This is a genomic window from Chromobacterium sp. S0633 (genome assembly GCF_024158805.1).
In the GTDB taxonomy this organism is placed as follows: domain Bacteria; phylum Pseudomonadota; class Gammaproteobacteria; order Burkholderiales; family Chromobacteriaceae; genus Chromobacterium.
In genome coordinates this window covers 1-23,384 of sequence record NZ_JAMZGH010000022.1, presented here as the reverse complement: position 1 = coordinate 23,384, position 23,384 = coordinate 1, and the positions used below count along the sequence as shown (strand labels likewise).

At 62.2% G+C, this 23,384-nt stretch carries 22 protein-coding genes; 7 read left to right on the top strand and 15 right to left on the bottom strand.

All coding sequences use genetic code 11. The features are described 5' to 3' along the window. Positions 1–80: 80 nt before the first annotated feature. Together glpD and NK214_RS13670 are read left to right on the top strand one after the other, a co-directional pair. On the top strand, positions 81–1,598 hold the full coding sequence (gene glpD, locus NK214_RS13675; protein ID WP_235085554.1) for a glycerol-3-phosphate dehydrogenase: 1,518 nt from the start codon (positions 81–83) through the stop codon (positions 1,596–1,598). Positions 1,599–1,850: 252 nt separating this feature from the next. Beyond that, on the top strand, positions 1,851–2,369 hold the full coding sequence (locus NK214_RS13670) for a hypothetical protein (RefSeq protein WP_253314762.1): 519 nt from the start codon (positions 1,851–1,853) through the stop codon (positions 2,367–2,369). 170 nt (positions 2,370–2,539) lie between these two features. On the opposite strand, the gene NK214_RS13665 is transcribed toward NK214_RS13670, so the two are convergent. From NK214_RS13665 to NK214_RS13640, 6 genes are all read right to left on the bottom strand, one after another. Then, positions 2,540–2,830, bottom strand: coding sequence for a hypothetical protein (locus tag NK214_RS13665; protein WP_253314761.1), 291 nt, complete (start codon positions 2,828–2,830; stop codon positions 2,540–2,542). 75 nt (positions 2,831–2,905) lie between these two features. Continuing rightward, positions 2,906–3,259 carry a hypothetical protein gene (locus NK214_RS13660; protein ID WP_253314760.1) on the bottom strand — a complete coding sequence of 118 codons (354 nt, stop codon included), beginning with the start codon at positions 3,257–3,259 and terminating at the stop codon, positions 2,906–2,908. 349 nt (positions 3,260–3,608) lie between these two features. Continuing rightward, positions 3,609–3,890, bottom strand: coding sequence for a hypothetical protein (locus NK214_RS13655; RefSeq protein ID WP_146176761.1), 282 nt, complete (start codon positions 3,888–3,890; stop codon positions 3,609–3,611). A 3-nt stretch (positions 3,891–3,893) separates the two neighbouring features. Next, complete coding sequence (locus NK214_RS13650) at positions 3,894–4,496, bottom strand: hypothetical protein (RefSeq protein ID WP_253314759.1); 603 nt, start codon at positions 4,494–4,496, stop codon at positions 3,894–3,896. Next, positions 4,453–5,049 (bottom strand): PAAR domain-containing protein, encoded by a 597-nt coding sequence (locus tag NK214_RS13645; protein ID WP_253314758.1) that lies wholly within the window; start codon positions 5,047–5,049, stop codon positions 4,453–4,455. The genes NK214_RS13650 and NK214_RS13645 overlap by 44 nt, the downstream gene beginning before the upstream one ends. Continuing rightward, a complete protein-coding gene (locus NK214_RS13640; RefSeq protein ID WP_253314757.1) occupies positions 5,033–5,344 on the bottom strand; it encodes a hypothetical protein in 312 nt (103 codons plus the stop codon). Before NK214_RS13640 ends, NK214_RS13645 begins: the two co-directional genes overlap by 17 nt. A gap of 344 nt (positions 5,345–5,688) precedes the next feature. On the opposite strand from NK214_RS13640, the gene NK214_RS13635 reads away from it, so the two are divergent. Beyond that, complete coding sequence (locus NK214_RS13635) at positions 5,689–6,366, top strand: B3/4 domain-containing protein (protein WP_253314756.1); 678 nt, start codon at positions 5,689–5,691, stop codon at positions 6,364–6,366. Between the two features lie 156 nt (positions 6,367–6,522). Here the strand turns inward: NK214_RS13635 and NK214_RS13630 are convergent, their stop codons facing one another. The 7 genes from NK214_RS13630 to NK214_RS13600 form a co-directional block, all read right to left on the bottom strand. Next, positions 6,523–7,635 (bottom strand): ABC transporter ATP-binding protein, encoded by a 1,113-nt coding sequence (locus tag NK214_RS13630; protein WP_253314755.1) that lies wholly within the window; start codon positions 7,633–7,635, stop codon positions 6,523–6,525. An 11-nt stretch (positions 7,636–7,646) separates the two neighbouring features. Continuing rightward, on the bottom strand, positions 7,647–9,146 hold the full coding sequence (gene nagZ, locus NK214_RS13625; protein WP_253314754.1) for a beta-N-acetylhexosaminidase: 1,500 nt from the start codon (positions 9,144–9,146) through the stop codon (positions 7,647–7,649). Next, the gene (locus tag NK214_RS13620; protein ID WP_253314753.1) at positions 9,143–10,012 is read right to left on the bottom strand and encodes a carbohydrate ABC transporter permease; all 870 of its coding nucleotides are present in this window, start codon (positions 10,010–10,012) and stop codon (positions 9,143–9,145) included. Before NK214_RS13620 ends, nagZ begins: the two co-directional genes overlap by 4 nt. 9 nt (positions 10,013–10,021) lie before the next feature. Next, positions 10,022–10,885 (bottom strand): carbohydrate ABC transporter permease, encoded by an 864-nt coding sequence (locus NK214_RS13615; protein ID WP_107801328.1) that lies wholly within the window; start codon positions 10,883–10,885, stop codon positions 10,022–10,024. Between the two features lie 249 nt (positions 10,886–11,134). Then, on the bottom strand, positions 11,135–12,394 hold the full coding sequence (locus NK214_RS13610; RefSeq protein ID WP_227105885.1) for an ABC transporter substrate-binding protein: 1,260 nt from the start codon (positions 12,392–12,394) through the stop codon (positions 11,135–11,137). Positions 12,395–12,585: 191 nt separating this feature from the next. After that, positions 12,586–13,968, bottom strand: a complete 1,383-nt coding sequence (locus NK214_RS13605) for an OprD family outer membrane porin (RefSeq protein ID WP_107801326.1) — start codon at positions 13,966–13,968, stop codon at positions 12,586–12,588. A 447-nt stretch (positions 13,969–14,415) separates the two neighbouring features. Next, positions 14,416–16,113, bottom strand: a complete 1,698-nt coding sequence (locus NK214_RS13600; RefSeq protein WP_107801325.1) for a methyl-accepting chemotaxis protein — start codon at positions 16,111–16,113, stop codon at positions 14,416–14,418. Between the two features lie 225 nt (positions 16,114–16,338). Between NK214_RS13600 and NK214_RS13595 the strand changes: the two genes are divergently transcribed. From NK214_RS13595 to NK214_RS13585, 3 genes are all read left to right on the top strand, one after another. Further along, positions 16,339–18,318 (top strand): U32 family peptidase, encoded by a 1,980-nt coding sequence (locus NK214_RS13595; RefSeq protein WP_253314752.1) that lies wholly within the window; start codon positions 16,339–16,341, stop codon positions 18,316–18,318. A gap of 208 nt (positions 18,319–18,526) precedes the next feature. Continuing rightward, the gene (locus NK214_RS13590; protein WP_256477448.1) at positions 18,527–18,871 is read left to right on the top strand and encodes a YkgJ family cysteine cluster protein; all 345 of its coding nucleotides are present in this window, start codon (positions 18,527–18,529) and stop codon (positions 18,869–18,871) included. Positions 18,872–18,915: 44 nt separating this feature from the next. Continuing rightward, positions 18,916–19,383, top strand: coding sequence for a DMT family transporter (locus tag NK214_RS13585; protein WP_107801322.1), 468 nt, complete (start codon positions 18,916–18,918; stop codon positions 19,381–19,383). 73 nt (positions 19,384–19,456) lie between these two features. Here NK214_RS13585 and NK214_RS13580 read toward each other — a convergent pair whose 3' ends face one another. Continuing rightward, positions 19,457–19,930 (bottom strand): Spy/CpxP family protein refolding chaperone, encoded by a 474-nt coding sequence (locus tag NK214_RS13580; RefSeq protein ID WP_227105879.1) that lies wholly within the window; start codon positions 19,928–19,930, stop codon positions 19,457–19,459. 325 nt (positions 19,931–20,255) lie between these two features. After that, positions 20,256–20,735, bottom strand: a complete 480-nt coding sequence (locus NK214_RS13575; protein ID WP_253314751.1) for a Spy/CpxP family protein refolding chaperone — start codon at positions 20,733–20,735, stop codon at positions 20,256–20,258. Positions 20,736–20,964: 229 nt separating this feature from the next. Between NK214_RS13575 and NK214_RS13570 the strand changes: the two genes are divergently transcribed. Further along, entirely contained in the window at positions 20,965–23,235 is a 2,271-nt protein-coding gene (locus tag NK214_RS13570; protein ID WP_227105877.1) for a TerB family tellurite resistance protein, read from the top strand. Positions 23,236–23,384: the final 149 nt, after the last annotated feature.

The following is a 23,384-nucleotide window of genomic DNA, read 5'->3' as shown; positions in this document are numbered from 1 at the left end:
TCGCCGTGTGACGCTCCACGACGCGCAGCAGACTTTGAACAGCCTCTAAGCAGGCCCCTGGAAAGAAAGAGGTAGGGAAGATGGCAGTGGAGATTTACGACCTGATGGTGATCGGCGGCGGCATCAATGGCGCCGGCATCGCGCGCGACGCGGCCGGACGCGGCTTGTCGGTGATGCTGTGCGAAAAGGACGATCTGGCCGCGCACACCTCCTCCGCCAGCACCAAGTTGATTCACGGCGGCCTGCGCTATCTCGAATACTATGAATTCGGCCTGGTGCGCAAAGCGCTGCAAGAGCGCGAAGTGCTGCTCAAGGCCGCGCCGCACATCATCTGGCCGCTGCGCTTCGTGATGCCGCACGACAAGAACCAGCGTCCGGAATGGATGATACGCTGCGGCCTGTTCCTCTACGATCACCTGGCGCGCCGCGAAGTGCTGCCCGGCTCCGAAACCGTCAGTTTCGCCAGCCACCCGGCCGGCCAGCCGATCAAGCCGGCGTTCAAGCGCGGCTTCGTCTACTCCGACGGCTGGGTGCAGGACGCGCGCCTGGTGGTGCTCAACGCCAAGGACGCCGCCGAGCGCGGCGCGCGCGTGCAGACCCGCACCGCCTGCGTCGGCGCCCGCCGCGACGGCGAACACTGGCTGTGCGAACTGCAGGCCGAAGACGGCAGCCGCAGCCAGGCGCGCGCTCGCGCGCTGGTCAACGCCGCCGGCCCGTGGGTGGAAAGCCTGATCAAGGACACGCTGGCCTTGCCGTCCGGCAAGTCCATCCGTCTGGTCAAGGGCAGCCACATCGTGGTCAAGAAGCTGTTCGACCACCCTTACGCCTACATCTTCCAGAACCCGGACAAGCGCATCATTTTCGCGATTCCCTACGAGCAGGATTTCACCCTGATCGGCACCACCGACGTGGAATACCGCGGCGATCCGGCCAAGGTGGCGATAGACGATCAGGAAGTGGCGTATCTGTGCCAGATGAGCAACCGCTACTTCCAGACCCAGATCAGCCCGGCCGACGTGCTGTCCACTTATTCCGGTGTGCGCCCGCTGTTGGACGACGAAGCCAGCAACGCCGCCAGCGTCACCCGCGATTACTCGCTGGAAATGGATCTGGACGGCGCGCCGCTGCTGTCGGTGTTCGGCGGCAAGATCACCACCTTCCGCAAACTGGCGGAAGAGGCGGTGGACAAGCTGGCGCCGTTGCTGGGCAACAACAAGACCACCTGGACCGCCGACGCGCCGCTGCCGGGCGGCGATATGCCGGGCGCGGATTTCGAGCGCTTCCTGCAAAGCCTGCGCCAGCAATATCCGTGGCTGCCGGAAGCGTTGGCACGACGCTGGGCGCGCGCCTACGGAACCCGCGTGGCTAGATTGATAGGCGAGGCCGCCGGCCTGGAGCAATTGGGCGCGGAACTGCTGCCCGGCTTGTACGAAGCCGAGTTGCGTTATCTGGTGAACGAGGAATGGGCGACGCGCAGCGAGGACATTCTGTGGCGCCGTTCCAAGCTCAAGCTGCACCTGCCGGCGCACGCCGCCCAGGTGATCGACGCCTGGTTATTGGGCCAGGCCGCCGCGCGCGAGCAGCGGCTGACTGCCTGATTCAAGGCGGTTTCAAGCCAGAACAGCCCGGCCTTGCGCCGGGCTTTTTCTTTGCCGGTTCTTTGGCGGGCGGCGCGATGCGGGCTTTAGCGGATTTATCCACAGGAAAGCCTGAAACCCGGATTCATCCACAGCGCAGGCAAGCGGCCGGTTTGATCGCTCGCCGCCCGCCCTCGGCGGGGCCGGGACGGCATGCGCGGGCCTTGGCGCGCCAAAGCTGCTACTCTTTGCTTTCCTAGCCTGAAGCCAGGCATGCAGTGGGAGCCTGATCAATTTGAGCGAGGCAAGGCGTTAGCGCTGAAGAATACGGTAGTGGGCGTTCTGAAGCGGCGTTCGCCGCGCAAAGCTTCGCGCAGCGCAGGCATTGAACAGGTTCTACGACCAATGGGAGGCTTTATGTCCGTAAAACGTCCATTTCGTCATGATGAGCATTCCGTCGCCCAGACGGAGTCCTTGCAGGAGCCCTCTTTCGCGGTGTGTCTGCCGGCGCGTTTGCGTTTGTATTGCCAGTTGGTGCCAGCCACGGCAAGCAATCAAGAGGCTTACCGGATGGGCCGCGCGTTTGCCGGCCATTACATGGCCTACGTGGCGGAGCACCCCTGCCATGCGGAAGATTCGCTGTTGGCGCGCATGGCGGAGCACGCCGATTTCACCGCGGAAGGGCTGGAAGGCGAATATTGGGCCGGCTTTTTTTCGCTGATAGAAGAGGCGGTGCTCAACGCGGTTGAACTCCTGGACGCGGATGGCAAGACGGGCGGCTCTATCCACTGAGCTCGCGCCAATGCGGTTTCTGCCCGGCCATGGCGCCGGGCTTGCTATTTGTGCCCGGCTTGCTTGGTTTGCAGCATGCTGCTTTAGAAGCTGACGCCGCTTAGCTGCGGGCTGTTCTTATCCACAGCGTCCAAGCCCGCATGTCTAGCGGTGGGCATCCATCACTCGGTTCATTCCACAATACCGAATACTTCATTCCATTTCTTCAATTCAGCTACGACTTCAGGGTTTGCTTTGTATTTTATTAGTAATCGTTTTTGTTGTTTCATTGCTCGATTACAGTATTTATTTAAATCACGGATAACTTCGCGTTGACGAGCATCATTATCGCCGGATATCTCACCTGACAAATGTTCACAGGTTTCAGCATTATCTATAAAGTTTTTTACATCCTTATTGCTGAGGTTGCCGGCATAGAGATTGCTGGAGAGCATTACCAAAATAGTGAGTAAATTTTTCATATTGTTAAATAAGATAGAAATTACATTGTGGCTAAAGATTTTTAATTACTCATAAACGGATATTTTTCTTGGTCTTCAATGTTTTGGGTCAAGCGTTTCATCAAACTCCCTAATCACTTTTATTACTTCTCCATCATTTTTATATTTTTCCAACAATTTTTTCCTTTGCCGCTTGGCTGTTCCACAATATTTATTAGCATTTTTGATATCAATAGCTTTTGCCTTATGCCCTCCACTGACCTCCCCGGATAAATGTTCACAAATCTGAGCATTTTCAAAAAATATTTTTATCTCATTCGATTCAAGATTGCTGGAATTCACTTTGCTTGATATTAATATAATGAATGATTGCAAAATCATTCTTGGAATATTACTGTTTAATATCGTTGTGTTTTTTGAATTGTGTTCGGAGAAAGTTGTTTTCTTCATTCTACAGTCCCGAATATTTCATTCCATTTCTTTAATTCAGCCATCACGTCAGGGTCTGCCTTATATTTTATTAGCAAGCGCTTTTGTTGTCGTTTAGCACGCTCACAATACTTATTCACCCCCTTGGTGACTTCGCGTTGTCTCGCGTCACCCATGCCTGTTATCTCTCTCTGCTAGATGTTCACAGGTTTCAGCATTATCTATGAAGATTTTTACGTCCTTATTGTTGAGGTTGCTAGCATAGAGACTGTTAGAAAGCATTATAAAAATAGCGAGAAATTTTTTCATGTCAATAAATGGAAATACAATTCCATGGTATGTAAAAAATTTATGTGGTTTTTATTTGGCTTCAGTATTTTGGAGCAAGCGTTTCATCAAATTCTCTGATGATTTTTATCACTTCTCTGTCTTTACTATATTTTTTAAGTAATCGCTTTCGCTGTTTTTTGGCTTGTTCACATGCTTTATTGGCATCATTAATCATCGTCATATCGCTAGTCTCAGAAACCTCGCCAACCAAGTGCTGACAAATCTCTGCGTTCTCAACAAAGCGCTTGACGTCTTTATTTGTTAAAGCACCGCCATATGTGTTACTAGACAGTATCATCACAAAGATTAGTATGTGCTTCATAATTTACCTTCCGTCTGAAGACCAATGCGGTCTATCTTTTATGCCCCATTTAAATTTAACAACACCGTAGGTGGCGCCGACTGCATGTAGCTCCTTATTCATGCCAGTACGTGGCTCAGTTTTAATAGTTACAACAGAACTATCTTTATTGGCTATTGTTAAATCACCTGTCCAAGTAGTGTTCATATCAATAGCTTGGCGGGTAGTATGCCTAGTGCGTAAAGCCGGATTAGTACCTAGATGAAGTGTCTTGAAATATTTTGACATTGCGGTGGCTGCTTCGATAGATTTCGTATCATCACTGTGATCCCACAAGATTGGTACGTCTATACGAAGAACGGCCTTATTGGGTTTAATTTGCTTTTTAGCAATTTGGTAACTCCAGTGCATCAGATAAGCCCGTTTCTCAGGCCTATAGGTCGATGCCACCCGCACAGTTGCACCTGCCGCTTTCAATGCCTCAATAAAAGCCCGCACATTGGCTTGGAAGGCTGGTTCCAGCTCCGAGAGGCTGTTGCTGCCTGGATAGCGCTCCACCCAGGCCATGCCGCTGAGTTCGGGTTCAGGAATCGTCACTACAACAGGCGTCGCTTCCGATCTCGCCATCAAAGGTCTGTGTATTGTCGTCATGGTAGGGGGCCGTCAAGGTTGAGTTCATGCACTGGGTGCTGACGATGAGTTGGGTCATGCCCAGCGAATCCGTCAGTCCGGTTCTGAAGGAGTTGTCTTGCAGGTCTATGCGGTAAGGCATGCCCACATGCGGTTTGCCTGTTGTCTCGCTGACCAGTTGGTACTGGATTTCGAAGCGGTAGGGTGAGACATAGTCCTGTGTTGCCGCATGTCCAGGCGGCGGAGGCGGAGGTTCGCCTTCATCGGTCGAATTGCTTTTCAGCTTTTGATTGGCGATCAGTTTGGGCGGCGGTTCGCACTGGCAGATGCACAGATCGCCCTCCAGCGCGGCTTGTTTGCCATGCCAGATTTCCGATGTCCGCGGCGGCACGCAGAGGATGCGGCCTAGGCGGTTGCAGGCCGGACAATGGATGGGGTCGCCTTCAACGGCCAGCTCCCTGCCCTCGATGCGTCCTTGCCCGCTGGCGGCTACGATGACGCCGCCGGCGGTGGTGCTTGCTCCAAGGCAGCAGTTATATCTCTTTGACAAGGTCCGGGCTCCAGTCAGGGTCCAAGAAGCCGGGGATGGGTTTCCCTTCGTATTCATCAAGGAAGCGCAAGCCATTGGGCGGGCCCGAACGGATCTTGTCGCCGTTGCTGAGCGGGCTGCCTATCAGCGCCAGCGACTTACCGGTTTCCCTGTTATAGAAAGCGTGGCCGCAGCCAGCGCTGACGATGGCGGTGCTGCCGTCCGGATATTCGACAATATCGCCGGTCTGACCCACTTTTATATTGTCGCAGGAGATTTTGCTGGTGGCTTTCAATACTCCGCCTTTTTGGCTCATACTCCCATCCAGTGCAACTTGATGCCAAGTTCCCATGATTGCACCCCTGATTATTTAAAAATAATGATGATTTATTTAATGGTAGGTGCCGGCAACTGGCTTAAAGACTAGTATTTCTATTTGCATTCCATGGCGTTTATATAAAAAAATAAATACATTAAAAATGATTGATGCTTTGCTTGTTTTTAATGATGGGTTATTTATTGGTAGTAATGGTTTTTATTGAATGGGCAGCCAGAAATCATAATGGATTCAGTTTCACTAATACCCCAGCAAAAAAACGCGTTTCCCCTTTGTCCGCGGCGGGCCTATGCTGAGGCGGATTCAACCGTGGAAAGTCCGAGATGCAGATTGCCCTGAGCCCCGCCTTATTGTCCCGCCTGCCGCAGATCCAGGTCAGCGGCCTGATCGCGCTGGAGATAGACGCCGCCGCCTTGCCCGCGCGCTTGCCGACGCTGCCGGAGCCGGAGCGCGATCTGGATGCGTTGCTGCAAGCCTGGAAGCAGTTGTACAAGGACTTGCCCGGCGACAAGAAGGCGCGCTGTTCGCTGGAATACCTGGTCAAGGCGGCGCAAAAGGACAAGCTGCGCAGCATTCTGCCGCTGGTGGACTTGTACAATCAGGCGTCCTTGTCGAGCCTGAGCCCGTTTGGCGGCGAGGACATCGCCAAGCTGGGCGGCGTATTGCAATTGGATCTGGCGGCGGGCGACGAGTCCTTCCTGCCGCTGGGACGGGATCAGGCGGAAACGCCGCAGCCGGGCGAGGCGGTGTGGCTGAACGGCGAGCGGCGGGTGGTGTGCCGCTGTCTGAACTGGCTGGAGTCGGACCTGTTCAAGCTGGACGCCGGCAGCCGCGACGTGGTCTTCGTCAGCGAGCGCCCGGATCAGGGATTTCCTTCCGGCGCGGCGGGCATGGACTGGCTGGCTGAGCAACTGCGGCCGCATGCCGGAAGGCTGCTGCGTTTCGAACTGGACGCGGCGCGGCCCCGCTTTGAACTGGTTGCTGTGGATAAAGCGGTGTGAAGACGCCGGCTTGTGGGTAAGTCGCGCAGGCCTGCTTTTAGCCGAGCATCGTCTCGCGGCGATGGCGGCTTGTGGATAAAACGGCAGGATAAGGTTTTCTGTGGATAAATGAAAAAGGACGCGATCGCGTCCTTTTTGCGTATGCGCTGCCGTTGTTCACACCGTCTCGGTCTGGGCCTGCGCTTGCGCCGCCAGCCTGGACAAGGCCTGGTCCCGAGCGTCGAACAGATGACAGTGCTCGGCGTCCAGCGCCAGGCGGCAGGCGCTGCCGGCCGGCGGGGCGGCGTCCTGGCCGCCCAGCTTGACCGCGATGGGCTCGGCCACGCCGTCGGCCTGGACGTAGACGATCTGCACATCTCCCAGGTGTTCGACCAGTTGCACCGTCGCCGGCACGCCGGCGTCGGCGAAGCGCAGGTGTTCGGCGCGCACGCCCAGGGTGGCGGCGTCGCCGGCGCGGCCCTGGAAGGGCAGGCTCAGCCGGTGGCCGCCGGGTAGTTCTAGCGCCAGGCCGGCCGGGCCGTCCGCGGCGATGGCCGCCGGCAGGAAGTTCATCTTGGGCGAGCCGATGAAGCCGGCGACGAAGCGGTTGGCCGGGCGCTGGTAGAGCTCCAGCGGCGTGCCCACCTGTTCAATGCGGCCGGCGTTGAACACGGCGATGCGGTCGCCCATGGTCATCGCTTCCACCTGGTCGTGGGTGACGTAAATCATGGTGCTGCCCAGTTCCTTGTGCAGACGCGCCAGTTCGATGCGCATCTGCACCCTGAGCGCGGCGTCCAGATTGGACAGCGGCTCGTCGAACAGGAACACCTCCGGCTTGCGCACGATGGCGCGGCCGATGGCCACGCGCTGGCGCTGGCCGCCGGACAGGGCCTTGGGTTTGCGGTCCAGCAGGTGTTCTATCTGAAGGGTCAGCGCCGCGCGGTGCACGGCGGCGGCGATTTCCTGCTTGCTCTTGCCGGCCAGCTTGAGGCCGAAAGCCATGTTTTCCCGCACCGTCATGTGCGGATAGAGCGCGTAGCTCTGGAACACCATGGCCACGCCGCGCTTGGACGGCTGGATGTCGTTGGCGAGCTGGCCGCCTATCCACAGTTCGCCGGCGCTGATGTCCTCCAGGCCGGCGATCATGCGCATCATCGTGGATTTGCCGCAGCCGGACGGGCCGACGAAGACCATGAATTCGCCGTCGCGGACGGCGAGGTCGACGCCGTGGATGACCGCGTTGCCGTCGTCGTAGACTTTTTTAATATTGCTGAGCTTGAGGTGGGCCATATCGAATCCTTTTAGTGCAGGCGCGCCGGCAGCGCGCCCGCGGCGTCTATCTCGCCGGCCAGCCATTGGGCGACGGCGTCCAGCGCCGCGTCGGCAAAACCGTAGCTGATCAGCGCCGGCGCGTCGAGATCGGCGGCGGCGTAGGGGTTCCACAAGGCCAGGTGCAGGTCCGGCCGCCATTCGGCGCGCTCGCGCGCGCCGTAGCGTTCGCGGGTGGTGGAGGCGACCACGGTGTAGCGGCCGTCCTGAGGCAGCCGGCGCCAGTCCAGTTCCTCGCGCCGCTGGTAGCGGATCACTTCCAGGCTGAAGCGGCGCGACAGCTGGGCGATCAGCCGAGCGATCAGCGCGTCGGCGGACAGGCCGGCCTCGGACACGCCGTCGGACGGCGCCTGGTCCTGCACCACCAGGCGCAGCGTGGCGCCGGCCGGCGGCCGTTGCGGCTGGCCGTGGGCGGTCAGCGCGCGGCGCCAGGCGTCGGCGAACAAGTCGGCGTCGGCGGCGCGCTGCGCCGCGTCGTAATCGCGCTGACGGCTGGGGTAGCGCCGGATCAGCGCGTCCACGCGCGCGGCCGCTTCTTGCAGCCGCGCCTCGCTCAGCCGGCCGGCGGCGACGGCGGCTATCAAGGCCTGCTTGCTCTCCTCCATTTCGTCCGGGAATTGCAGCACCAGGCTGAGGTCGGCGCCGGCGGCCAGCGCCTGCGCGCTGCCCTGGGCCTGGCCCCAGCGTTCGCGGATGGCCTTCATATTCATGCCGTCGGTGATCACCACGCCCTGGTAGCCCAGCTGCTCGCGCAGCAGTTGCTGCAAGATGGCCGGCGACAGCGTGGCCGGCCAGTCCGCGTCCAGCGTCGGAAAGCGGATGTGGGCGCTCATCATGCCGGGGGCGAGGTCGGCCAGCGCGGCGAACGGCGACAGTTCGTAATCGCGCAGTTCGGCCTTGGGCTTGTCCACCACCGGCAGGTCCAGGTGGGAATCGGTATGGGTGTCGCCGTGGCCGGGGAAGTGCTTGACGCAGCAGGCCACGCCTTCGGACAAATGGCCGTTGATCCAGGCGCGCGCCAGCCGCGTCGCCTTGAGCGGGTCCTCGCCGAAGGAGCGTTCCGAGATCACCGGATTGGCCGGGTTGTTGTTGAGGTCCAGCACCGGGGCGAAGTTCCAGTTCACACCCAGGCTGGCCAGGCCGCGCGCCACCGCGGCGCCCACTTTCTCGGCCAGCTCGGCGTCGTCCACCGCGCCCAGCGCCATCGCCGACGGCGCCGCCGGCAGGAACAGGGTGCGCATCACCGCGCCGCCTTCCTGATCCATGCCGATCAGGATGTCCTCGCCCAGCGCGCATTGCAGATCGGCGATCAGCCGGCGGATGCTGGCCTCGTCCGGCACATTGCGGCGGAACAGGCAGATGGCGCGCGCGCCCAATTCTTGCAGGAAGGCGGCTTCCTCATCGCCCAGGCGCGGGCCGGCCACGTCCACCATCAGCGCCTGGCCGGCCAGTTGTTGCAGGGTATCGCTCATTTGACGGCTCCATCGAATCCGCGCAGGAAGTAGCGCTGGGTGAACAGGAAGACCAGCAGGATGGGCAGCACGGTCAGCACCGCGCCGGCGGCCACCACTCGGGTCTTGAAGCTGAAGGCGCCGGACAGGTAGAGCACGCCCACCGACAGCGGGAATTTGTCCGGGCTGGACATCACGATGGACGGCCAGATGTATTGGTTCCACGCCGACACCATGGTGAGTATGGTCAGCGCCGCCAAGGCCGGGCGCGACAGCGGCAGCATGATTTTCCAGAAGATCTGCCAGTCGCCGGCGCCGTCGACGCAGGCGGCGTCGATCAGATCCTGCGGCACGGCTTCGAAGGCCTGCTTCATCAGGAAGATGCCCACCGCGCCGGCCAGCGTGGGCAGCACCACGCCGCTGTAGCTGTCGGTGAGCTGCAGCTTGGACACGGTGATGAAGTTGACCAGGAAATTGACTTCGCTGGGCAGGATCATGGTGGCGAGGATGGCGCCGAACACCAGCTTGCGGCCGGGAAAACGCATCCGCGCCAGCGGGTAGGCGGCCAGCGCGCTGACCAGCAGGGTGCCGGCCACGGTGGCCAGCGCGATGACGACGGAGTTCTTGTAGAAGGCCAGCAGATCGATGCTGGACACCGCTTCCTTGAAGTTGTCCAGACCGGGGGCGCTGGGCAGCAAGGGCGGGGGGAAGGCGAACACGTCGCCCTCAGTGGACAGCGCGGTGACCAGCGTCCACCAGAACGGATAGACGGTGACGACGGCGATCAGGCTCAGCACCAGATAGTGCAGGCCGCGGCCGGCCAGCTTGCTCAGCCGGGCGCTGTGGCGGCGGGCGGCGGGCGCGGCGAGGGTGGCGGTGTTGTGCATGGCGTTTCCTTAAGCGTCGCGTGGCTGCAGATAGCGGAAGTTCAGCCAGGCCAGCGCCACGCAGAACACCGACATCACCAGGCTGGCGGCCAGCGCGCGGCCGAAGTTCAGCGATTTGATGCCGAACTCGTAGGCGTAGAACAGCGCGGTGTAGGTGGATTGCATCGGTCCGCCCTTGGTCATGATCTGCACCTCTTCGAAGGCTTTGACCGCGGCCAGCACCGACATCACCGAGCACAGCAGGATGGTGGGCGCCAGCAGCGGCACGGTGATGCGCCAGAAGCGCTGCCAGGCATTGGCGCCGTCCAGCTGCGCGGCTTCGTAGATGTCGGCCGGCACCGCTTGCAGGCCGGCCAGGTAGAGCACCATATACCAGCCCAGGCCGCGCCAGACGGTGATGAACATCACCGCGAACAGCGCGATGCGGTCGTCGTTGAGCCAGCCCACCGGTTCGTTGATCACCCGCAGCCAGTGCAGCGCGGCGTTGAGCACGCCGTCCTCGGTGTACATGAAGTTCCAGATGATGCCGATCACCGATACCGAGGTGACCACGGGCAGGTAGTAGGCGGCGCGGAACCACTTGATCGCCGGCAGCTGGTTGTTGACCAGCACCGCCAGCAGCATGGCGACGATCTGGATCACCGGCACTACCAGCAGGTAGACGGCGGAATTTTTCAGCGAGGCCAGGAACAGTTCGTCGCCGAACAAATCGCGGAAATTGTCCAGGCCCACCCAGCGCGGACTGTCGATCAGATTGTACTGGGTGAAGGCGATGAAGCTGCCGAAGCCCACCGGCCAGAAGGAGAAAGCCAGCATCAGCAGCAGCGCCGGGGCCAGGAACAGATAGGCTTGCAGCGTGGTCTTGGTGCGCATGGGCAGAACCTTGTGACGTAGCGGCAGGCCGGCGCCGGGATGCGGCGTCGGCCTGCGGGTTGCGGGGCGGCGGGGTCTGGGACGCCGCCGCGTTCAAGCGCGTATCAGAACCTGTTTACGATCTGCTGCGCGTCGTGAGACGTCACACGGTGAGTACCGCTTCGAAATGCTGATGTAGCACTTGTACATTCCGCTTTCTCAGCCGCAACGCCTTGTCTCGTCTTCGCTCGCGAGATCGTAAACACGTTCTTAGAGCTTGCCGCTCCAGAACGCCGCCGCCTCGTCCAGCGCGGCCTTGGGGTCCTGGCGGCCGGTGACGGCTTTTTCCACCGCGGCGGCCAGGCGGGCGGACAGCACGTCCGGATCCTTGACGCCGGCCAGGTAGATGGTGCGGGTCTTGTCCAGGCTGGCGGCGGCCACGCCTACGGCTTTTTCCGCCGCGCCGGCGTCATTGGCCACTTTCTGGAAGTAGGGGTCCTGCGCCGCCTTGCGCGCGGTGGGCAGGGTGCCGGCCAGTTTGGCGAAGGCGAGCTGGTTGTCGGCGTTGGTCAGGTAGTTGCCGAACTTGCCTATTTCCGGCAGCAGCGCCTTGTTGACGTTGCGCGCCACGCCGAAGTTGAACATCCAGCCGCCGGCGGCGATGCCGGTGGGGCCGATGGGCGCCGGAGCCACCTGGGTGGACTGGTAGAGCTTGGGCGCTTCGTCGCGCACCCGGGTCAGCGAGGCCGGGGTGGTGACCAGCATGGCCATGCGGCCGCTGTTGTAGGCGGCGATGGAGACCTGGAAGTTGTCCTGGGCGAACAGATTGTCCTTCAGCAGCGCGCCGGACTTGTAGGCGTCGCCCAGTTTTTTCAGCATGGCCACGTGGGCCGGGCTGTTGAACACCGGCTTGCCGTCCTTGAGCAAGGGCAGGCCGTTCTGGATCAGAAAGCCTTCGATCTTGGTGGGGCCCAGCGCCGGCGCGAAGCCGGCGACGCCGGTCTTGGCCTTGATGGTTTTGGCGTAAGCCAGCTGCTCGTCCAGCGATTTGGGCGGCTTGGCCGGGTTGAGGCCGGCTTTCTTGAACAGTTCGGCGTTATAGGCGATGACGTTGGCGCCGTTGTAGTGGGGGAAGGCGTAGACCTTGCCGTCGAAGGTCACGTCCTTGATCGCGCCGTCCACGTACTGGCCCTTGTTGATCACGCCGTCCAGCGGCTGCAGCAGGCCGCTTTGCTTGTAGTCGTAAGCCCAGGGCACGTTCAGGTTGACCAGGGCCGGCGGTTTGCCGGCGCCGACGGCGGCGGTGAACTTGGACTGGATCACGTCCCAGGGGTAGTCGGTCCATTTGATTTCGACATTGGGGTTCTGGGCGTTGTATTTGCCGACCAGGTCCTTGAAGTAGCCGTCGAATTTGGGCGACAAGCTCATGGTCCACACTTCCAGCACCGGTTTGTCGGCGGCCAGCGCCGGCAGGGCGACGGCGCAGCCGGCGATGAGCAGGGCGGCGCGAGCGAAGGCGTTGAGTTTCATGATGGTTTCTCCTTGGAGGCCGGCGCTGGCGGGCGGCCAGTCTGACGGCGGGCTTGCTGTGTTGTTATGCCATTTGATTGGCGTTTTTCCGCATTGTGGCATTGAAGTGGTGTCAATGAAAGCGAGACCAGTTCAATGCCAGTGAGCCGACGGCCGGACGGGGGAGGAAGGGCCCCGGCCGGCCGCGCGGATCAGAAGGTCTTGCTGTAGGAAGCGATCACCTTGACGTCGTTGCGGTCGGATTTGCCGTAGAAGCCGTCGGTGCGCAGCCAGGCCGGGTAGACGCCGATGCTGGCGCCCTTGAACATGCCGCTTTGCACGCTGTAGCCGATGCTGAAGTCCACCTCGTGCGCCTTGGTGTCCGCCTTGCCCGGGTTTTTCATTCCGGTGGCGTAGTTGCCGGACAGGCCCACGGTCAGGCCGGGCACGCCCACCTTGGCCAGGTCGTAGTTGACGCCCAGCTTGTAGACGGTGGTGCCGTCCCAGACGAAGTCGTCCAGCTGGCCCCAGGTCTGGATGAAGTTGCGGTTGTCGCTATTGCCCCACGGCGTCATGCGGAAGTTCAGTTCGCCGGAGTCCGGGGCCTTGGTGTAGCCCAGGCCGCCCATCAGCGTCCAGCCGTTGGTGGCGTAGCTGACGCTGCCGCTGGCGTGGTATTCGTTCTTGGGGTTCTGGATGCCGGAGAGCTGGGTCTGGTACTTGCCGGTGAAGTAGTAGCCGGTGGCGGTCAGCTTGTCGTCGCCGTTGAGCTGCCAGGAGTAGGAGCCGGCGATCTGGGCGTTGCGGCGGTAGTCCTTGCCTTCGCCTACGCCGACGTCGACGAAGCCGTTCTTGGGCGCGTAGCGGAAGCCCAGGCTGTTGACGTAGTCGACGCGCTTGGCGGCGCTGCCGTTGCTGCGGCCCTGTTCCCAGGAGTTGCTCATGTCGCGGAAGCGGGTGTCCCATTCGTTGCGGAACTGGTCGGCCCAGCCGTAGCCCACTTCGAAGTCGCCGAACTTGTATTTCATTTCCACGCCGCGGTAGGCGTGGGATTGCAGGCCGCCGGAGGTGCCCAGGGTGCCGATGCCTATCGGGGTGTAGCCGGCGCGGGCGGAGAAGCCCTGGCCGTCCTCGTGCTGGCGGAATTTCAGCGCCGCCTGGCTCAAGACCGCGGCGCTCTTGTCCACGCCGCCGGGCTGGGAGCTGTCGTTGACGTCGTGATTCAGCACTTCCGACCAGCCTTTGCCGCTGTCCAGGCGGATGGCGGCGTGGGCGGCGGCGTCGAAGCCCAGCTTGTTCCAGGCGTAGCCGGAGCGGAAGTTCAGGCCCAGGTTGAGCGCGTTGACGGTGATGTCGTCGCGGTTCTTGCCGTTGGGCGGGGCCGGCCAGTCCGCCTGGCGGTTGCGGCCGTAATAGATGGCGCTGACGGTGGTTTCGGACTTGGTGATCAAGTCGTAGACGTCCACCGGTTCGAAGGTGGACGGCGCGCCCTGGGTGGGCGAGGTGTCGTTGGTCGGAATCGAGTCTTCCGCCGCCATGACGACACAGGGCAAGGCGGTCAACAGCAGTAGGGCAAGCTTGGTCGGCTTAGGCATTTCAGTCACTCCAATCACGTGGCGACACCTCTGGCGGATGTCCTGCGCTAAAACTATCTGGTCTTTTACTGGTTCTCAATTGGTATCTCATTGGTATTGCAAAATAATTCGTCATATTGTTGCAATGCTGCCATGCACATGGGTTTGCAGGAAGTAGCCGTTCTTTGACGTCAGATGGACGCTGAATGCGAATGAAAGGCATCTGCTTTTTGTTTTTACGAACGAAATTTGGAGCGCCAACGAATGATTGGCCGTGGCGGCTATGCGTTTTCAGTCTCGATAGCGTGTGTGGGCGCGGAGAATGTTCGCTTATCGACATTGCTGCTATGCAGCATGACCTTGAGGCCAAGTCCGGCTCCGGCTGACCCATAGGCCACCGGCCATTGCCAGACTAAAAAAAAGCCTGGCAAGCGCCAGGCCAAGTGCGGAGAGGAGGTAAGCGGCGCTTCAGCCGGCGGCCGCCAGCGAATGGCCGGTCTGCAGCGGCGTTTCGCCGCCCTGGCTTTGACCGGCCTGAGGCAGGGTGAAGTAGTTGATGCTGGATTGCAGCTCGTGCGACATCTGTTCCATCTGGCTGGCGGAGTCCGCGGTCTGGCTGGCGGCGGCGCTGGTTTCCTCGGACATCTGCGCCACTTTCTCCACATTGGCGGCGATGCCGGTGCCGGCGGCCTGCTGTTCGTGCAGGGACACCGAGATCGCGCTCAGCGATTGCTTGACCCTGGCCACCTTGTCGTTGATGCCGGTGATGGCGGCGCGCGCGTCGCTGGCCTGTTGCAGCCCCACTTCCATATGGTCCACGGTGTGGTGGATGTTCTGCACCACGTGGGCGCTGCTATCCAGCATTTCGCGGATGCTGGCGCCGATTTCGGAGGTGGATTGGGCGGTGCGCTCGGACAGTTTGCGCACTTCGTCGGCCACCACGGCGAAGCCGCGGCCCTGTTCGCCGGCGCGCGCGGCCTCGATGGCGGCGTTCAGCGCCAGCAGATTGGTCTGGTCCGCCACGTCGCGTATCACCTGGATCACGTTGGCGATCTGCTGCGAGCGGCTGCTCATCAGGTCGGCCTGGTCTTGCGAGGCGCGTGCCATGTCGGCCACCGATTCTATGGTGTGCAAGGTCTGGTCGATGATGGATTCGCCGCGGGTGGCCAGTTCGCCGGTGGAGACGGATTCGGTGGCCACGTCCGTGGTGTTGTCGTCCACCGAGCAGATGCTGACCGACAACTGTTCCACCGACGCCGACATCGACGAGGCGGCGCGAGTCTGTTCCTCCGCGCTGGCGGCCACCTGCTCCGCCGCCGCGGCCAGTTCCGTGGCGTTGGCGCTCAGCTGGCTGATGATCTGCTGCATGGCGCGCACCATGCGGATCAGCCCGCTCTGCATCCGCGCCATGGAGGCGATCACGCTGTGCTGATCGCCCGCCTTGACCTGCAGTCTTTGGCTGAGGTCGCCGTTGGCGATGCGTTCGGTCAGCGCCACCACGTCGCGCGGCTCGCCGCCCAGCTCGGCCATCAGCGAGCGGATGATGATCAGCGACAGCACGGCGCCCAGCGCCACGCCGCAGATCAAGAGCGCGATGGCGACGGCGCGGCTGGCGGCGGCGCGTTCCTGCGCCTTGGCGAACTCTTCCGCCGCCACCCGCAGCTGCAAGTCGATCAGCGCGGCGATGCGGTTGGCGATGGGATCGATGGCCGGGTACATTTCCTTGTCCAGGAAGAGCTGCATCGCGGCGCGGTCCCCGGACTGGGCCAGGCTTTTGAGCCGCGCCACGCTGGCGTCGGCCTGACGCATCGCCGCCTCGGCCTGGTCGGCCAGGGTTTTTTCCTCGGCGGTCAGATAGGTGGCGCGGTAATCGCCCCATTGTTTTTTCAGCGCCGCCTGCGCGGCGTCGATGCCGCCTAGAAAACCGGCGGCGTCGATGGCGCCGGCATGGAGCTTGTGCGCGCCGTCGACTATGCCCACCGCGTAGCTGTCGGCCACGGTTTTCAGTTGCTTCAGGCAGACCACCCGGTCGTTGTAGGTGGTGGCGAAGTCGTCGAGTATGCCTTTTTGCGCATGTTGGCCAAACAGGCTGATCAGGATGGTGATGGCCAGCAGGGCCGCGACGAGCGCGCTTAGGCGCTGGGCGATGGTCAGGCGGTTGAACATGACGCTCTCCGAATTGGTTTTTACATGCATAAAACCGATTTTGACTATTTGGAGGTGTAGTCGCGGCATGTGACGGCGGCATGGCAAGGCCGTGAACCTGGGGGTTTAACTTAAAAGCCGCTGCTGCAAAATTCTACCTATAACTCCATGATTCCGTTATAATTCCGCCCCTTTGCGGCCGCCATCGCCCGACGCGGCCACCTATACTAAATGTCAGGAAACGCCATGAGCCTGTTGTCGCACCAGATCGAGTTGCTATCGCCCGCCAAGACCGCCGAAATCGGCCGCGAGGCCATCTTGCACGGCGCCGACGCGGTGTACATCGGCGGGCCCAGCTTCGGCGCGCGCCACAACGCCTGTAATAGCGTGGAGGACATCGCCGGCCTGACCGCGTTCGCCCACCGCTACCACGCGCGCATCTTCGCCACGCTCAACACCATCTTGCACGACGCCGAGCTGGAGCCGGCGCGCAAGCTGATCTGGCAGTTGTACGACGCCGGCGTGGACGCGCTGATCATCCAGGATATGGGCATCCTGGAACTGGATCTGCCCCCTATCCAGCTGCACGCGTCCACCCAATGCGACATCCGCACGCCGGAAAAAGCGCGTTTCCTGTCCGACGCCGGCTTCTCCCAGGTGGTGCTGGCCCGCGAGCTGACCATTCCGCAAATCCGCAAGGCGGCGGACGCGGTGGGCGACGACGCCACCATCGAATACTTCATCCACGGCGCGCTGTGCGTGGCCTTCTCCGGCCAGTGCTATATCAGCCACGCCGACAACGGCCGCAGCGCCAACCGCGGCGACTGTTCGCAAGCCTGTAGACTGCCGTACACGCTGACCGACAAGGACGGCGGCGTGGTGGCTTTCGACAAGCATTTGCTGTCGATGAAGGACAACAACCAGAGCGCCAACTTGGAGGCCTTGCTGGACGCCGGCGTGCGTTCCTTGAAGATCGAGGGCCGCTACAAGGACGTGTCCTATGTGAAGAACATCACCGCCCATTACCGGCTGCTGCTGGACGAGATCATCGAGCGGCGGCCGGAGCTGGCGCGCGCCTCCAGCGGCGACAGCGAGATCTTCTTCGCGCCGGACCCGGACAAGACCTTCCACCGCGGCGGCACCGACTACTTCGCCACCGGCCGCAAGATCGACATCGGCGCTTTCGATTCGCCCAAATTCGTCGGCGTCGGTCTGGGCGTGGTCAGCAAGGTGGGCCCGGACTGGCTGGAGATCGCCACCGGCGAAACCATGAGCAACGGCGACGGCATCAACTTCATGAAGAAGCGCGAAGTGGTGGGCGTGCAGGCCAACACCGTGCAGCAAGTGGGCAAGACCGCGGACGGCGAGCTGTTGTGGCGGGTGTTTCCCAACGACGTTTCGGTGCTGGCCGGCCTCAAGCCGGGCGTGGACATCAGCCGCAACCGCGACCACGCCTGGGAACTGGCGCTGCTGAAGAAGTCCGCCGAACGCAAGGTGGGCGTGTGGATGACGCTGAGCGAAAACGCCGAAGGCCTGGAACTGAGCGTTACCGACGAGGACGGCGTCAGCGCTTCCGCCTGTAGCCCGCTGGCGCTGGAGCCGGCCAAGGACGCCGACAAGGCGCTGGCCGGCCTGCGCGACAATCTGGGCAAGCTGGGCAACACCATGTTCGTCGCCCACGAGGTGACGCTGCAGCTGTCCCAGCCGTGGTTCGCGCCGGCCTCGGCGATCAAGGCGCTGCGCCGCGACGCCATCGCCCGGCTGGAGGCCGCGCGCTTGCAGGCCTGGCCGCGCCAGCCGCGCAAGGCGGCGCTGGAGCCGCCGGCGCCGTATCCGGAAAAGACGCTGAGCTATCTGGCCAATGTCTACAACAACCTGGCCTGGCAGTTCTACCGCAAGCACGGGGTGGAGCTCATCGACGCCGCCTACGAAGCGCACGAGGAAGAGGGCGAGGTCAGCCTGATGATCACCAAGCACTGCCTGCGCTTCTCCTTCAATCTGTGTCCGAAGCAGGCCAAGGGCGTGAAGGGCGTGATGGGTCAGGTGCGCGCCGATCCGATGACGCTGAAGTCCGGCAACGAGACCTATACGCTGAAGTTCGAATGCCGGCCCTGCGAGATGCATGTGATGGGCAAGATGAAAAAGCACATCCTGAAGGCGGCGCCGCCGAGCGAGGTGCCCTACACCGCGCCCCTGACCTTCTTCAAGCAGCGTCCGCAGTCTTGAGCGCTGGATTGCCGGCCTGAAACGGCCGGCGCGCCGATTGCGGCGGCGGGGAGGCGCGTAAAATGCGCCTCTTTCCTTTTTTCCTATTTGGAACAATCCTTTAATAAACGATCGCCGGCCACGCCGGCAGCACGGGGAATCAAACGTGGCCGACATCGAGCGCCTGGACACCTGGGTCAAATACAAGAACGGTTTATGCGAGGACTGCATGGGCAGCTGCTGTTCCATGCCGGTGGAAGTGCGGCTGCCGGATCTGGTGCGCATGGGCGTGGTGGACGAGTTCGAGTTGGAAGAGCCGATCAAGAACATCGCCAAGCGCCTGGAAAAGCAGCGGCTGATCCAGCATTTCAATTTCAAGCGCGAGCTGTTCACGCTGGCGCGGCGCGCCAACGGCGATTGCATGCACCTGGATCAGAAGACCCGTTTGTGCACTATCTACGAGCGGCGGCCCAATACCTGCCGCAACCATCCCAAGGTGGGCCCCAAGCCGGGCTTTTGCGCGTATACCCGCAATCCGCAGAAGATCGCTTTCCATCGCAACACCGCGGCGTGAACGCTGTTTCACGTGAAACCCTCCGTTGATTCGACTGGATTGTCATGAACCCCATTTATCCTTTATTCGCTTTCCTCATCGGCGTCGTGGTGCCGCTGCAGGCCGCCATCAACAACCAGCTCAAGGGCGTGCTGGGCAATAGCACGCTGCTGGCGGCGCTGGTGTCGTTCTCCGTGGGCAGCCTGTGTCTGGCCGGCCTGGCCGTCGCCACCGGTCAGAAATGGCAGGATCTGGCGCAATTGGGCCGGGTAGAGTGGTGGATGTTGTTGGGCGGCGCGATGGGGGCGATGTTCGTGTTCGGCACCACCTTGCTGGCGCCGCGGCTGGGCGTGGCGGCCATGCTGTCCCTGGTGATCGCCGGCCAAGTGTGCGTATCCCTGATGTTCGACCGTTTCGGCTGGTTGGCGATGCCGCTGCGCGAGGTGAACGCGCCTCGGCTGCTGGGCGCGGCGCTGGTGGTGGGCGGGGTGTTGTTGGTCAACTTCGGCGACAAGTGGTTTGGACGCGCTTGAATGATGGGCGCGGAGCCAACACGCTAAAAACGGCAGCCTGAGGCTGCCGTTTTTCTTGGCCGGCGCGCGGCGCTTACTTGGGTTGCGGCTTGGCCATCGGACTCATGCGGCGGCCCATCTGGCCGTGCCATTGGTCCATCACCTTCTGTTGCTCCGGCGTCAGTTGGGCGTAGAAGGTTTTCAGCGCGTCCAGGCGCTTCTGCATCGCGTCCTGATGTTGTTTCATCATGTCCAGCATGCGCTCCATGCGCTGCGGCGCGGTGTCGCCGGCCTGGGGCTTGGGCGGCATCGTCCGTTCGCCCGGCTTCATCGAGGCGGCGAAGGTTTTCCAGGCGGCTTCCTGGTTCGCCTGCAGCTTCAGTTGATCGTGCAGCCCTTGCAGATGGCGCGCGGCCATGGCTTCGCGCTGGGCCGGGTCCATGTGGCGGCCTTTTTCCATCATCGGCATCGGGCTTTGCGTCGGGGCCTCGCCGGCGGCCAGCGCGGAACCGGCAACGCCGGCGGCCAGCAGCGTGGCGATCAGCATGGGCTTGAACAGCTTGGTCATGATTGAAGACTCCTACCGAGGTTGATCATGCAGCCAGTATTGACCACGGATGTCTGGCAAGTGTTGCGGCTAGGGCGGGGCTTGTTATCGAGTGTTAACCGGGCCGGCCGGCTTAGCAGTTTGCAACAATGCGCGGAGGGATGTCGTCGGGGGCCGGCTGCTTAAGGTTCTGTCCTGCCGGCGAGGCGATTAAGCGATGCTTAGAGTCTGTTCAAAGTCTGCTGCGCTTGGTGAGACGCGACCGGCCCATCTGCCGTGGGCGCTTTCCGCTTTCTCAGCCGCAAGGTCTTGCCCCGATCTTGCTCGCGAGGCTTTGAACCGCTTCTTAGTTGTGGGACTCATTGCCTTGGCCGGCCTGCAGTTTGCGCATCGGCCCCTGGCCTCGGCCGCCCATCAGCGGTGGGCTGTCCTGGTCCATGATTTTTTGCTGCTCGGGCGTGAGCTGGCCGTAGAAGGATTTGAGCGCTTCCAGCCGCTTTTGCAGGTTCAGCAGGTGGCGCTGCGCCATCAGCACGCGCTGCTCCATGCGCTCGGGCGCGGTGGACGCGTTTTCGCAAGGCGGCGGCGGGCCGGGGCGGGTGGCGCTGGCGAAGGCCAGCCAGGCGGCTTCCTGCGCCGGCTGTATCTTGAGCTTGTCGTGCAGCGCTTTCTGGTGCTGGGCGATGAAGGCGTCGCGCTTGGCCGGGTCTATCTTCCACGACCGGCCGGCGAAGTTGCCCATCGGCGGGCATGCGGGCTCCGGCGGCGCGGCCAGAGCGGCGCCGGCGACGAGGCTGGCGAGTATAAAGGGTATCTGCGGTTTCATAGGCGGGCCATTCCATTGATGGCTGCGACGCGGGCGGACGGCATCGGCAGGATCACTCCATTATTCTGGATGGCGACTGTCAATTAAGTATGAGTTGGCCGGGGTCAATTGTTACCAAATGTAAAGCCCGTCCGCAAGCGTTTTGCCTACGGGCTTTTTCCCGACCGGCGCGGGGATTTGAACTAGAGTGAATTGCGGCATTCCCTTATCGTCGCCGGAGCGTTTTCGCATGAGCCTGCCTGACTCTTCATTTCCTTGGTTCTCCGCGCTGGGCGCGGGCGGTTTGAACGGCGCCTTGGTGGAATATTGGATCGATGCCTGGCAGCGTTCCGTGCTGTATTGCGATATTTTGCGCCAGCGCGGCGACACCTATCTGGAGCACGCCGCCTCCGGCCACCCGCCGGTGCTGGTGTTCGACTATGACATCATCGTCGACGGCCGCGAACTGGAACAACCGGTCAATTACGCCTTGTCGGCCATCCGTCCGCCGGACGGCTGCCCGAAACCGGACCCGGCCAAACGGCCCTTCGTGGTGATAGACCCGCGCGCCGGCCACGGGCCCGGCATAGGCGGTTTCAAGATGGATAGTGAGATCGGCATCGCGTTGCGCCAAGGCCATCCTTGTTATTTCGTGATGTTCTTCCCGGTGCCGGAGCCCAAGCAGACGATTGAATGCGTGTGGCGGGCCGAGAAGATCTTTCTGCAAAAGGTCAATCAACTGCATCCGCACAGTTCCGGCAAGCCCTTCGTCATCGGCAATTGCCAGGGCGGCTGGGCCTTGGCGATGCTGGCGGCCACCGCGCCGGAACTGGTGGGCCCCATTCTGCTGGCCGGTTCGCCCTTGTCCTACTGGGCCGGCGTGGCCGGCAAGAATCCGATGCGTTATTCCGGCGGCCTATACGGCGGCACCTGGATGGCCTCCCTGGCCGGAGACCTGGGCCACGGCCAGTTCGACGGCGCCCATCTGGTCAGCAATTTCGAGCAGCTGGACCCGGCTAACACCTACTGGAAAAAGCCTTACACCCTGTACGCCAAGGTGGACAGCGAGCGCGAACGCTTTCTGGAGTTTGAACGCTGGTGGGGCGGCCACTATCTGCTGAACAAGGCGGAAATGGAGTGGATTGTGCAGAACCTGTTCGTCGGCAACCGGCTGAGCCACGGCGAGGTGACGCTGGAGCAGGGGCGGCAGGCGGTGGATTTGCGCAATATCCGTTCGCCCATCGTGGTGTTCGCCTCCTGGGGCGACAACATCACGCCGCCGCAGCAGGCCTTGTTCTGGATCGCGGATCTGTACCACAGCGTGGAGGACATCCGCGTCAATGAGCAGACCATCGTCTATTGCCTGCACGAACAGGTGGGCCATCTGGGCATTTTCGTGTCCGCCGGCGTGGCCAACAAGGAGCACAGCGAACTGGCCAGCGCGCTGGACCTGATCGACGTGCTGCCGCCCGGCCTGTACGAGGCCATCATCACCGATACCCACCCGGAAATGGCCGGGCTGGAATATCTGCAAGGGCGCTATGTGATCCGCTTCGAGCCGCGCGACATCGACGACATCCTGGCCCTGGGCGACGGCCGCCAGGGCGAGGCCGCTTTCGAAGTGGTGCGTCGGGTGGGCGAGGTCAACCAGCAGTTGTACGACACCTTCGTCTCGCCCTGGCTGCGTTTGTACGGTAATGAGCACACCGCGCGCTGGTGGCGCGAAATGCACCCGTCGCGCCTGGAGCGGCGCTGGTTCTCCAGCCGCAACCCCTGGCTGGCCGGGCTGAGGCAATGGGCGGAGCAAGTGCGCGACGAGCGGCGGCCGGCGGCGGAGGACAATCCCTTCTGGCAATGGCAGCAAAGCTACGCGCGCTTGATGGAGACCGCGCTGGACGGCTGGCGCGACGGCCGCGACGCCTGGCAGGAACTGAGTTTCCGTAGCCTGTTCGAATCGCCGTGGAGCGCAGCGCTGACCGGCTTGAAGCCGCAGCGCGAATACGGAGTGCGCAAGGCGGATGGCAGCTGGGAGCGCAGCGAGATGCTGCGGCTCAAGCGCCAGGAGCTGGAAGCCCATTACGCCGAGGGCGGGCCGGTGGACGGCTTTTTGCGGCTGCTGATCTATGTCGCCATCGGCAACGGCGTGGTGGACGTGAGGCCGTTCAACGCCATCCGCCGGGTGATGCAGGAAACCGCCCTGGGCGAGGATTTGACGCTGGAGCAGTTCAAGCAGGCGGTGCGGCGGCAAACCTGGCTGGTGCGCAACGACGAGAAACGCGCGCTGGCGACGCTGGAGCATTTGCTGCCCACCGAGGAGCAGCGCCAGTTCTCGCTGGAATTGGCCATCCTGTTGCTGCAGGCGGCCGGGCCCATCAGCGGCGAAAAACAACAGCGGCTGGGCCGGCTGGCGCTGGCGATGGGCTTGGCGCAGCGGCACGCCGCTCCCGCCGCGGCCCCGGCGCCCGTCAAGCCCGCGCCCCAGCGCGCGCCGCGGCAACGCAAGCCCAAGCCGGCCGCGTGAGGGTGGCTTTGCGGCGCGGGGGGGGGGGGGGGGGGGGGGGGCGCCCCCCCCCCCCCCCCCCCCCCCCCCCACCACGATGCCGGCGGAGGCCGCGGCGGCCAGATACGTCAGCTGCTTGCCCAGCATATTGCCGGCCTCAAGATCCGGCA